This is a genomic window from Amycolatopsis sp. NPDC059235 (genome assembly GCF_042754125.1).
In the GTDB taxonomy this organism is placed as follows: domain Bacteria; phylum Actinomycetota; class Actinomycetes; order Mycobacteriales; family Pseudonocardiaceae; genus Amycolatopsis; species Amycolatopsis albidoflava.
Genome location: NZ_JBHZAG010000044.1, coordinates 9,132 through 22,618, shown reverse-complemented (window position 1 = coordinate 22,618; position 13,487 = coordinate 9,132). Strand labels below are relative to the sequence as shown.

Genomic DNA, 13,487 nt, shown 5'->3' with positions numbered 1-13,487 from the left:
TCGCACCATGTCCGAGACTTCGGCGAGTACGGCGTCCAACCGAGATGCGGGCATCAGCCTGCCTCCTAGGGGTGAAGGGATGTCGGGCATAAGGAACCTGTCAAGCGATCGGCCCCCAGGTCCAGGCGACTACGTAGCGTCGTTCGGGCAGTCCGGGCGGATTGACCACTCCGCGCAGTCCCACCCGGTAGCCTCGTTGCCCCGCGGTAACGTGCAGGCCCACCGCGTCGTACCCAGTGACGACAAACCGGCGCGGGTCGCCGTCCAGACCGGTGCGCTCGGCCTTGCCGACGGCTTCCTTGGCTGCCCAGAATCGGGCGAACCACAAGTCGCGCTCGCCGTCGGCGAGCCTTTCGAGCAGCGCCAGTTCCTCAGCAGTCAGTGCCTGGCGGACGGTGGTCTCGTCGAGGGAGGCCACGTCGACGACGTCGATGCCGACCCCCGGCGCATTCCGGTCGGCGTCGATTTCCCACTGCTGGGCCAAGGCCACCCCGATCTCGGCGCAGTGCGCGATCGAGAGGTCGCAGTCGACGAGCTTGGAGCCGGGAGGCCGCCTGAACCACGGTCTGCCGGTGGCGTCGTTCTCGATACCCACCTCGACGGGGTAGACCTCGGACGAACTCTCCTCCCACTGGCGGTAGCGTACGGCGTCCTTGGCTGCGATACGCCCGAGCACCCACTGCCGCCTCCGAGCTGGCGTCATTCGCTGGTACTCCTCGCCGGCCCGCCGGCCCAGGAGACTCAAGGCCGACATGTCACGGGCGACCGGGTCGGACGACCAGTCGAACGCCGTCGTCCAGCCCTCCGGCTGCACGGACGCCAGCAGATGTCGCCCGGGGAACCGCTCGGCGAGGCGGTTGTCGGGACCGCTGTCGAACCGTCGCTCGACGGTGCCGTCGACTTGTACCCAAACCTGGCCACCGTTGAGCAATTGCAGGTCGGCCACCACGTTGCTGTCGTCGAACCGCGTGATGCAGACAAGCCCGGTCACCACTGTGCCGGTCTCGGGAGGGGGACCGAAGAACCGGACGCGGCCCATCGAGACGGGCAGGGCGACCGGACGGTCCGGGTGCATAGTGTTCAGCCAGGCGGCGAGAAACTGCGCGAGGCTGTCGAGGAGAGCGCCCGGTGCCTCGGGCACGGTGATCAGACCGCGTACGAACGTGTCACCGACGGCCTGGATCTCGGTGATCCCTTGGAAGCGGGGTCCATGGAACAACAGCCGATCCCGATAGAGCTGCTCTGCGGTGATCGCGGGCGGCTCGTCGCCGCCTGAATCGATCGCCCACGGAGCAGGGCGGTCCGCCGGAAAAGCAGACGACATCACGACGACGGCGTTGGCGTACTGGCCGAATGCCACCGCCCACCGGCCAGGTCCGGCCGGCGTGACCGTCACCTCGACCTCGGTCGAGGGTGCGGCCAGCAGCCAGCGGTGGAATTTCGCCTGCTGCACCTCGACGGGCCACCGGCCGGGCGAGATCCGACGGACCGCCTCGATCATGTGGTGCACCACCGTCGTTGCCGCCATGACCGGCCAACGGTCCTCCGGGAACGGCCAGTCGTCCGGTTGCGGGAAGAAGCAGTGGTCGAGCAGATACGGCATGGTCTCGAGCGACACCTCGAGCGTCGTGCGCACCACGCCGGTGCCGGGCACCGTCGCAGGGGCCATGGGCGGCGTGGAACGGGTAGCCTGCCCAGTACGGGACGGTGTCCGGGCCTCGGCCTTCATGACGGTCACCACGTCTTGAGCCGTCTGCTGGAGCAGGCCTATCAGTTCCGCAGCAGCACTCGAAGTGCCCGCCATGTCGCGCAACACCGTCAGCGCGGTGTCGCTTGCCCGCGGAGCGACGGGGGCCTCGGCGGGGCCGGCTGGCGTCACCGGTAGAGCCGAAGCAACTGCGCGGGCCAGTGCTGGCCTGCGGTCGCCCGGCAGGACCGTGGGTTCCTTGGCTGCTGCGGCGATGGACGGGCCGCCTGTCACGACGGCTCCCCGCAGCAGTCCGGGAGCGTCTTCGCCGAGCTTGGCCAGGGGCGTATTCAGGTTCACCGGCAGCACCGGTCCACGGCACGGTCCGGGCAGGACCAGCTTCCCTGCGCCGTCCCTGCACACGGAGGCCGACTCCATGAGCACGCTCGGATCGGGGCTGCCTCCGTCGACCCACACGGCGGTGGCCACCCGCAGCAACTGGCCCAGGCCACTGCGGTTCGGGGTATTGACCGCCATGGCCAAATGCTCCAAGCCCTGCAGGTTGTCCTGGACAAGCGCGGGCAACTGGCCGACGCCGACCTGCAGGAAGGCACGTACACCAGACGCGTACATGGCCTTGATCATCGGCCCGAACCGGATCGGTTCCACCATGTGCCGGACGAACAGCGCGCTGACTTCGTCGGGGTCGGCGGGGAACGGCGCGGCGAGGGTGGCCGACCAGGCCGGGACCGTGGGCGTCCGAATCTGCCAGTGCCCCAGGGCCGCACCGATCGACTGGAGCCCATCGGCGAACTTCGGGGTGTGGAAAGCCGCGGAGAACGGCAGCAGCTGGCAGATGACACGGCGCGAGCGCAGTTCCGTGACCAGTGCCTGGATCTGAGGCTCAGGACCGTTGACGATGCACTGGTTCGGGGCGTTGTCATGCGTGACCACCACATCCGGCCAGGCGTCTAGCAGGGGTTGTACCGCGGCCGCCCCCGCGCTGACCGCCGCGAAGAGATGGTCGCCGACCTCGACCGACTCGGCGTTGAACTCGGCCTTGAACAGCTGAAGGAACTCATCGACATCCGCTCGGCCCGTCTGGCCGCTGACGATCGCCGCGGTCCATTCGCCAATACTGTGGCCGGCCACGGCATCGGGCACGATGCCGATGCGTCGAAGCGCTTCGCTGAGCATCCTGCCCAGATCGGCCACGCCGGCTCCGTGCTGCCCGAGGTCGGCAGCCGACCACGAGCTGTCGGGAAGTCCGAGTCGGGCGGCGATGTCCGCTGTACGGGGCGAGAAGTCCGCCTCCACGCCCGGGAATACGAAGGCAAGTTTGCCGCCGCCCGCACCGAGCAGGGGACGCGGCGTGAACCAGATGTCACGGGGACCGCGCCATGCCTCACCGCGTTCGACCAACCGGCGGGCCATCGAGAGGCGCTTGTCCGCAGGATCCATGATGCCGATCCGGCACGGTCCGTCGCCCGCCTCGTCCGTCGGCGAGGCACTGCGTTGCCCGCGGGCCCGCACCGCGTCGCCATCCTCGGAGAGCAACTCCGCCAGGGCCGCCGGATCGGCCGCGGACAGCCACAGCATCTGATCTGTTTCGGCCCCGGACGCGGTCACCGTCGAGGAAGGTGCGGCCGCGATTGCCGCGCGCCGGGAAGACTGCCCGGAGTGCTCCTCGATGATCACATGGGCGTTGATCCCTCCGAAGCCGAAGGCGTTCACCGCCGCGCGTCTGGGTCCGGAAGACTCCCAGTCACGGGCGGCGGTGACTGGCGCGAAACGAGTCCGCTCCATCTCCTCCCTGGGGCGGTCGCAGTGCAAGGTAGGCAACTGCATGCCGTGGTACACAGCCAGGGCTGCCTTGATCAGCCCAGCGATCCCGGCTGCGGGCATCGTGTGGCCGATCATCGACTTGACCGAGCCGATGACCGGCCGGGGGCCGCGCCTGTGCGGACCGAAGACCTCGGCGACAGAGGCCAGTTCAGCGGTGTCCCCGGTCGGTGTGCCGGTGCCGTGGGCCTCCAACAGTCCGATGGCGTCCGGTGCTCTCGGGTCGAGGCCGGCCGACTGCCACGCCCGGCGCAAGGCGATCGCCTGGCCGGCCGAGATCGGGTTGAACATGCTCGCCGACCGGCCGTCGCTCGACGTGCCGGTTCCCCGGACGACGGCGTAGATCCGGTTTCCGTCGCGAACCGCGTCGTCTCGGCGCTTAAGAACGACTACGCCGGTTCCCTCGCCCATGAGCAGACCGTCCGCCGCCGCGTCGAACGGGCGGATCTGTCCCTGCTTGGACACGGCTCCGAGCTGGCTGAACGCGGCCCAGAAGGTGATGTCGTGGGTGTGGTGGGTGCCGCCGGCGAGGACGGCGTCCAACCTGCCGTCTGCGAGCAGGCCGACGGCCTGCTCGACTGCGATCAGCGAGGAGGCGCAGGCCGCATCGATCGTGTAAGCGGGGCCGCGGAGATTCAGTCGGTTGGCAATCCGCGAGGCGGCGAGGTTCGGGGTCACGCCCAGCACGCTGTCGGCGTGCAGCGGGCTCAGTTCCTCGTCGAATCGCCGCCTGACCTGCTCAAGCCGGTCTTCGCCGAGTTCGGGGAACAGCTCGCGCAATGTCTTGACCACCTGGTTCGGCACCCGGACGCGCTGGCCGAACCGGGCCTGCGCCGAGCTCAACGTGCCGCTCCGGCCGAGGATGACACCGATGCGGTCGGCGTCCGGCATACGATCCGCGCCGCCCGCGTCCTGGATCGCTTCCGCCGCGACGTCCAGAGAGATCAGCTGGTCGGGCTCCATGTCGGGGACCGAGCGGGGCATGACTCCGTACCGCAGCGGCTCGAAGGTGGCGATGTCGTCGACGAAGCCGCCGCGGCGGCAACGGACCCAGTCCAACCGGCTGGCGGACTGCCCCGGATCGAAAAACTCCTTGCCCCAGCGTGCTTCTGGCACGTCGGTGATGGCGTCCACCCCGCCGACGAGGTTCTGCCAGTACACGTCCAGGTTGGGCGCTCCCGGCATGAGCGCGGCCATGCCGACGATGGCTATCGGTTCCACCCTGGCTCCTACGCGCGGTAAACGACAGAAGTCGCGGTCGGGTCGGCCCAGGCCAGCTCACGCAGCAGGCTTCGTGCGCCCTCTACGGGATCGATCAGGTCGATGCCGCGGCGTGCGTACTCGCCGACCAGTTCGGCGGTCACCATCCCGTCGTGGCTGCCGGACGGCGCCCACGGGCCCCAGTGCACGGTGAGGCATCGCCGCTCGCGGCCCGCGGCCCATCGCGCACCCATCGTTTCGAGAGTGTCGTTGGCCGCGGCGTAGTCCGTCTGGCCCCGGCTGCCGTAGACCGCCGCGATGCTGCCGAACAGCACGACGAACGACGGCGTGGCCCCGCATGAGTCGAGTCCTTCGAGCACGGCCGCGGCACCGTTGACCTTTGTGCCATACACCCGCGCGAAGGATTCGAGGGTCTTTTCCGCGAACAGCTTGTCCTCGATGATTCCCGCCCCGTAGACCACCCCGTCCACCCGGCCGTAGTCGTTGTGGATCTGCTTGAGCAGACGTTGCATCGCCTCGACGTCCTGGACGTCGACGGTGTGGTACCGGACCCGCGTACCAAGTTCGCCGATCTCCGAGACCGTGGCAGCGACTTCACGGCCGGCCAAGATGCCCCGCGCCCGCCTCTCGATCTCTGCAGGAGAGCGCATGCCATGTCGGGTGAGAACGGCACGCAGTGCAGTCATGTCGCCCGCCGCGGCGAGATCGGCCTCCTCGGAGAGTGTCGGCAAAGGCGTTCTGCCCACCAGTTCGACACGGCAACGAGCGGCTCCGGCGAGCGTGAGAGCGAAGCGTGCGGTAATTCCCCGCGCACCGCCAAACAGGACGACGACGGACTCCTCGTCGAGGCCAAGTGCCCGGACCTCCGCAATGCCGTCGCCGCTGGACCCGGCGCCGCCGACGGCCAGCCGTCCCAGGTCCGCCGGGGCGGTCTGTTCCCCCTGACGCATGCCGCTGCGGTAGCGGACCACCGCCTCGGTCGCATTCGCCGTCAGTTCGTCGATGATCCGATTGGCGACCTCTCCTGCGGGCACCTCGGGCTCAACCTCGACGTAACGCACCGCGGTAGCGGGATATTCGAGCGCGAGGGTACGGAACAATCCCGGCAACCCGTCCGCCGCGCGACTGTCGGCCCTGCCCACGGCGGCAAGCCATCGCGGTGCCCGCGCGAGGAAAGACTGCAGGAGCGGAACACGATCCGGCAGCGGCCCCTCCGAGCCAGCCCCGAGCGGATCGAGCAGCACCAGGCCGTCCAGATCCGCCGAGTCGTCCGGTCGGCGCACAACGGTGGCACCGTGCTCTCCCAGGCGTGCAGCGAGCGCATCCAAGGCCTCGGCGGCACCGGTCACAAGGAACCGGGCACCCGCCAGCTCGCGAGGTGATCCGGCGGGCAAGGCGGCGGTGACCGGCTGGACCGTCATCCGCCGGGCCGGGCGGCCGACTACGCGGCCGCCGGCGATCGGCTCGGGAACGCGAGCGACGGCCGGGCTCGGCACTGCGTTTCCCGTCGGCGGCTCCCCCTCAGAAGCCACGGTCTCGGGAGCGGCAGGCCGCGCAGCGAACTGCTGCTCCAACGCGGCCGCCATCAGCCGCACCGTCCGGGACCGGACCAGTTCCTCCATTGTCGACTCGTCACTGGTCGACAGCCCCAACCTGGTGGCCACCTCACCGACCACTTCGGCCCTCTTGATCGAGTCGATGCTGAGGTCCGCCTCCAGATCCAGATCCGGCTCGATCAGTTCTTCCGGATACCCAGTGCGTTCGCCGATCACTGCCAGCATCACGCCTGAGATATCCGGTTGGCCAGCTGCCGGAGCGCGCTCCTGCCCGCTCTGCCGCGCAGGCGCCCCCACCTGCTCCGGCACCGGGTCAACCGGCTCCGCCGCGTACGAGGCGGAGCCGACCTCCTGCATCGGCCCGGCGTAGTTCACCGCGGACCCGGTGGCAGGGAGGCTCGTTACGGGTGCAGGAAGCTCCCTCAGGTCGCTCTGGGTGGGCTCCCGGACCAGCCGTCCGCCCGGTTCGCCGCCGGTGAGCAAGGCGAGCATGATGTCCCGCTGCGCGGCGATCATGTCCCGGCCGGCGTGGATGAACTGGCTGACCAAGTCGGCGCGGGCGTCCCGGCCGCCCGCGCCCGGGACGCCGTCGTCACCTGATGCCATCGGATTCTCCTTGATTCGTCGTGCGGGAGCCATTCCCCCTGGCAGCACGGCCCCGTGCTGGTCGCGGATCAGCTGACCGTCGACCATCCAGTGCGGACGGGAGTGATCGACAGACGTGGCCGAGTCGATGTCCCGGCCGTCGAAGAGCCAGTTCGTCCTCACCTGCACACCAGCGCAGGCAAGTTCCGCGATCGTGGTCAGGAATGCCCTGAGCCCGTTGCCCGGGCCGCCGCCCGGCCGGGCGTCGCAGGCCACCGCCAGGTGCGGACGCTCGCCCAGCACCGCCTTGACCAGGCCAGTTATCACCTGGCCGGGTCCCGTTTCGACGAACACACGGGCACCTGCCGCGTACATCCCTTCGAGCTGTTCGACGAACCGGACCGGCGCGGCCACTTGCGCGGCCAGCTCCGCACGAATCCCTTCGGCATCCGCCGGATACGGTGCGGCGGTGCGGTTGGACCAGACAGGCGTGGCAGGTGCCGACACGGCCTTTTCCTCGAGCACCGCGGCAAACGCGTCCGATGCCTGCGCAACGACCGGGCTGTGGAAAGCGCACATGACGGGGAGACGACGGGCTTGCAGGCCGACGGCCGCTAGGGCGTCGACGGCCTTGGCGACGTCATGGCTGGGACCGGAGATGACCGCTTGGGTCGGCGTGTTGTGGTTGGCGAGCACTACCCGGCCGACCAGGCCCGCCTGTTCGAGCACGTCGGTGACCTCGACCGCGCTGCCGGTCACCGCTGCCATCGCACCCGGGTCGTCTCCGGCCGCGGCGACGATGGCGGCAGCCCGTTCACGGCTCAGATCCAGCAGGGCACCAGGCTCGTAGGCACCGACCGTACACAAGGCGACCAGTTCGCCATAGCTGTGCCCGGCCACCATGTCGGGCCGTATGCCGAGCCTCCGCAGGACATGATCCACGGCAAGTCCGCCTATGCCGAGGACCGGTTGAGCCACCCGTGTGTCCCGCAACCGGTCCCCCTGCGCGTGCGCAGTGGCCTCGTCGAAGGCAGTGGGCGGGAACAGCAAGTCGGACCACTCACGCCCCAGCACCGCATACTCACGAAGTTCGGGGAACGCAACGAAGAGGTCCGCCAGCGCGCCAGGCCGCTGGCTTCCCTGCCCTGGGAATACGAACGCCACCTTGCCGGTTCCCTCGGCCGGAACCTCGGATGGTTGCACAAGCCCGCCGCGGGGATCGTGTTCCCCGGCCAGAGCTCGGACGAGCAACCGACGCAACTCCGTGAGATCCGAGGCCACCACCGCGACCCGCACCGGACCGCTGCGCGGGTTGGAGTTCCGGGCGACGGCGGCGGCCAGTTGCCGCATGGATCCGCTCCGGCCCGCGTCGACCTCGTCGCGCAGCCTGCGCACGGCGACATGGGCGCCGGCCAGGTCGTTGCCACGGAAGCAGAACAACTCGACGGGCCACTCCCACTGTGCATGCCGAGGGTCGGCCGTCGGGGCATGGGCGCTGAGCACGACGTGGAAGTTGGTGCCGCCGAACCCGAACGCGCTGACTCCGGCGATCCGTTCGCAGGCCGGGGTCGCCCACGGACTGGCCTCCGTATGAAAGGCGAACGGGCTGGTCTGCGGGTCCCAGGCAGCGTTGGGCCGGGTGAGGTTGATCGTCGGCGGTTTCACGCCGTAGTGCAGCGCCAGCGCAGTCTTGATCAAACCGGCCATTCCGGCCGTGCACTTGGTGTGCCCGATCTGGGACTTCACCGACCCGAGCGCAGTGCTGCCCGGCTCCGCGCCCGAGTCGGCGAACAGCTCGGTCAAGGTCCGCAACTCGGTGCGGTCACCGACGACGGTGCCGGTGCCGTGAGCTTCGACAAGGCCAACCTGGGCGGGGGAAATACCTGCCATCGCGTACGCGCGGTCGAGCGCACGTCGTTGGCCTTCCGGGCGCGGCGCGGTCAGGCCCATTGCCCGCCCATCGCTCCCCGCGCCCACGCCTTTGACGACCGCGTACACCCGGTCGCCGTCACGCTCCGCGTCGGCGAGGCGCTTGAGCACCACACAGGCGACGCCCTCGCCGATGGCGATGCCGTCACCGGTACGGTCGAAGGTGCGGCTGCGCCCGGTAGGCGACAACGCGTGCACCGTGGTGAACATCAGGTAGTCGTTGATGTTGTTGTGCAGATCCGCGCCTCCGCAGACCATCAAGTCGCTGTGTCCGCCGACAAGTTCCTTGCATGCCACGTCCAGCGCGGTCAGCGAGGAGGCACAGGCCGCGTCCACCGTGTAATTGGGCCCGCCGAGGTCAAGCCGGCTCGCCACCCGTCCCGCGATGACATTAGGCAGCACACCGGGGAACGAGTCCTCGGTGATCCGCGGGAGCAGGTTTTCCATATCCGCAGGCACCGCGCCGAAGTACGCCGGCAGGACGAGCCGGAGCGTCTGTGCGTTGGCCATTTCGCTGCCGCCTTCAGCACCGAAGATCACGCCGGTGCGGGCGTGGTCCGCGTCTCGCGCATCGTACGGATACCCGGCGTCGCGCAATGCCCGGTTCGACATCTCCAGCGCCAAAATCTGGTTTGGGTCGATGCTGGCCAGCGCGGCGGGAGGGATCCCGTATCCGACCGCATCGACGGGCACCGGGTCGATAAAGCCGCCCCATCTGGAAACGGTGATCTTCCCCGCCTGGCCCGGTTCGAGGGTCGGTGAATAGTAAAGGTCGGCGTCCCAGCGATCGGCGGGGACTTCGGTGATCCTGTCGGCACCGCTGAGCACGGTCTGCCAGAACGAGGCGAGGTCGGGAGAACCGGGAAGGACGCAGGCCATTCCGATGATGGCGACGTCGACCGGTTTGGGTTCCGCCTTCTCGTGTTGCGTGTCCTCGAAGCAGGCCCGCAGTGCCGTCAACCGCTCGGCGTGAAAGTCCGCCGCACCGGACGTCACTTGAGTGTGCAGCGTTTTGATCGTGGTGCCTGCCGTGCGCAGCACCGAGACCTGCCCGGCCATGAACAGTCCTTGTTCGGCCTGGACCGCACCGTCCACAGTCACCAGTTCGTCGCCCTCTCGGCGCAGCCCCTTGCTGGCAATGCGCAGGCGGCCGACGTTGAGCACCTCCAACTGGTCCCACAGCTCTCGGTTCGATGAGCCGGCCTGCTCAAGTCCTCGCCGCAGGTTGTGGAAGTCGTCAACGAACGGTGACGGCAGACAACGGGTCACCAGACCCGGCGCGGTCTCCAGCAGACTGGTGGTGGTGGCCTCCACGGCGCGCTGCCGGAACAGCGGCTGGATGGCACCGGACGCCACGGCTTCGTCGGTGAAGAGATAGGCGGTGCCCATGACCAGGCCCACCTGTACGCCGCGATCGGACAGCGTCCCCGCCATCGCCGCGACCATGGCGGCGGACCGCTCGTCGTGGATGCCGCCAGCGAAGAGCATTTGGAGGTCCGTTGCCGGAACCGCAGGGTGGTCGACGAGGAAGTCCTCGACGACTTGCAGCTGCACCTCCCACAGCGCATAACTCGTTCGGGATCCGATGTGACCGCCGCACTCGGCCCCTTCGAAGACGAACTTGCGGGTGCCGGCAACCAGGTACTGGCGCAGCAGAGTCGGCGACGGCACATGCAGGAACGTGCTGATGCCCGCCGCTTCGAGGTCTTTCGCGAGCGCTGGCCGGCCGCCCGCGATGATCGCACACGTCGGCTTGATCTCAAGGAGCAGGCGAGTCTGTGCCTCACGCAACGCTTCAGGCGCGAATCCGAGCAGTCCGGCTCCCCACGGCCGAGTGCCCATGGCAGCGGCCGCCTCCGTCAGCATGCGCCTTGACTGCTCGGGATCTGCGAGAGAGAGCGCGATGGTAGGAAGGCCACCTTGATCGGCGACCGAAGCGGCGAAGGCCGCCTCGTCGCTGACTCTTGTCATCGGCCCCTGCACGACAGGCAACGCCGTGCCGAGGGTGCGGGCCAGCGGCGCGCCCACGCAGAACGATCGGCCTGCCGTCTCGGACGTCGCCGCGGCGCGTACGGCCTGCCGTATGCCGCGCACGGCAGCGGCCGTGCCCGCCCAGCGATGGGCGAACGAAGCGGCGAGCCAGCCGTCTTGACCGATGGGAAGCAGTTCTCCACCAAGCTTCAGGCCCCGGAGGTCGCCTTCGCGAACAATCTCGCTGCCGTCCATTCGCCTCATCAAGGCACGCAAGTCGTCGTCGACGACAGCCTCCGGCTGCATCAGCAGCTGGCTGTCCAAAACGACCCCGGCCGCTCCGCCGACAACAGATGCGACCGCCGTTCGCGGCCCGATACCGCCCGCTGCCCAGACCGGAACGGTCACCGCATCATCGGCAAGCAACTGCTGCAGGAGAACGAAGGCACTGAGCTCACTGACCCGGCCGCCCGACTCCATTCCGCGCGCGATGAGGCCTGCCGCACCGGCATGCACCGCCGCGCGGGCCTCGCCAAGATCGGTCACCTCGACAATCGTTCGGCAGCCTGCGGGCAGCGCGGAACCCAGCCACGTCAGGCCGGCTGCCAGCACCACCACCGCGGGCTTAGCGCCAAGTAGATCCTCCACATCGGCCAGAGGCAGGGCGTTGCCGCTGCCGATCCGGACTCCCAACCTGCCCCGGGTCCGTCCACGGCAGTGCCGAAGGCCACGAACAGCACTGTCGTCGTCTGCAAGGTCGACCACTCCCAACCCGCCGCCTCGCGCGACCTCGTGGAGCAGGTGCGGGCTCACCTCCAGACCGGCACCGCCGCTGATAGCAATCACCAGGTCTTCAGGAACCACGGCGGTCGACGTAGTCACGATGTACCTGCTTCTCGTCCCGACTGCTTTTAAAACCTAAGCCCCGACACAGTCGCACCGATTCGGCTTTCCGTCCTCTTGCGGCGTCGGGGCGTGCCCTTCTGCGCCGAACTCTTTGGACGTCCATACCCGGTACGCTGCACCGTTGTTTCGCGGCGGTACCCGCCGGCGCACGGGGCCTAGCTCACCGCCCTGCAAGGACGGCGACCACAGTGGAGAGTGCGCCTCGGGAGTGGCAGCAAGACGATCCGCAGCTGTGTGTCCGGCGAACGCCAGTCAGGACGGCGTATGCGGGCTCCGCACACATAGGTCCACGTCGGACAAGCTACGCAGGGCGGCGAACTCGCATGTCGTCTAACGCCAACCCCACTCCGAAGACTTGTGCGATCCAGTGAGAAACGTTCATCGCGGCCGGCCGCTGGGCCAAGCCGGCTGCTAATGGCAGCCCGAGCGCGATCGCACGACCGTGAGGTCGAACTCGGCAGTCAACCCTGAAAAGCCCGGTACCGAAACTGGCCGCACAACGCCGTCCGCGCCGGCATCTCGCCTCCGCACCGCGCCGAGAGAGCGGTGACCTGCAGGGCTCGAATGGCTTTGCGGTCGCGTAGCTGTCGGGCAAGTCCTCGATGCCGCAGCAGGCAAAGGTCGCCCGGCGCACGCAGTCGCCGACGCGGCTGGCGACGACGGCCAACCCTACGTTGGCGAGGCGGTCCCGGCCAACCGTCCTCCGGGCCGATGCACATGACTCGATGTTCCGGAGAACGAATCGTTCGTCTCGTCGACGACCAGCAGCAGCACCGTGGCCCGGGAGCGGGCATGCACACCAGCAGATCAGCGTCCGCCGATTGCCGGCAGTCGAACGTCTGGTCGTCGTCATAGGCAGCGTCGGCCTAGAACTCGTCCGGTGTCGCCTAACTGATCGCGGTCCTCACCTGCTCGCAGGTACCTGGTCAGGCAATTCGGAACGGGTCACCGCAACCTCCGGTGCCGCCGGAGGAGCCGTCGTCACACCCGCGCCCGGGCGCTGCTGGGCCAACCGCCGGCCAGCAGCGCCGTCTGCGCCCACATCACCAAGCAACTCCGCCAGACCGGCAGCTGAGAGCCCGTACTCAGCGCACTCGGCCAGCTCGCCGGAAGGCTCGACGAGCTTCCCACACCCATTGACTACGGGCGTCGCCGTGCTGGCACCGGATCTCGGCCGCCGACCTGAACCGCGTGACCTGGCAGGCTGCCTGCACCCAGATCCGCTACCGCTCCTCCGGACGCCAGGAACGCTTCGCGCGACTGCGGCATGGTCGACACCAGCCGCCGTCGATAGCGAGGCTGGGTTCGCAGCCGGCGAGCAGTTCGCCGCGTCCCTGGGCGGCCGCAAGCAGGATCGCGTGTTCCCGGTGGTTCAGGGTTGCTGGGTCCATGGTGATCACTTCCCCCGAGCTCGCCCCCACGACGTTCGTGGGGCCCCTGGTCTCTATGGTTCGCGTTGAACGATGTGGATCACGGGGTGTCGGATGGCGACTGCCTTGCAGGGTCTCGGGGTGCGCGACATGTCGATCACGTTCGACCTTCAGTCTTTGGGTTGCTTCACGGCCGCGTCGCCTGATCGGTCCCGTACTTGTCACTTTTCCTCATTCGATGCCGATCAGATCAGCGACCGCACGGCCCCTTTTGCATAGGCCAGCCGAGCATCAGGGGAGGGTAACCGACCGGTCGCGGGTGACCGCGCCGCCGGTGCGGTCACCCGCCAGCCAGCACGGCCTTCATTGCCCAGCAGTCCTGCTCGCCGCTGGCGGGCTCGGGTTCCCGCTCGACGCTCT

General features: G+C 68.7%; 2 protein-coding genes. Both read right to left on the bottom strand.

Annotated features, from left to right (window positions below; genetic code table 11):
* Positions 1–100: 100 nt before the first annotated feature.
* On the bottom strand, positions 101–4,750 hold the full coding sequence (locus ACFXI3_RS26160) for a beta-ketoacyl synthase N-terminal-like domain-containing protein (protein ID WP_378402891.1): 4,650 nt from the start codon (positions 4,748–4,750) through the stop codon (positions 101–103).
* An 8-nt stretch (positions 4,751–4,758) separates the two neighbouring features.
* Complete coding sequence (locus ACFXI3_RS26155; RefSeq protein WP_378402889.1) at positions 4,759–11,673, bottom strand: SDR family NAD(P)-dependent oxidoreductase; 6,915 nt, start codon at positions 11,671–11,673, stop codon at positions 4,759–4,761.
* Positions 11,674–13,487: the final 1,814 nt, after the last annotated feature.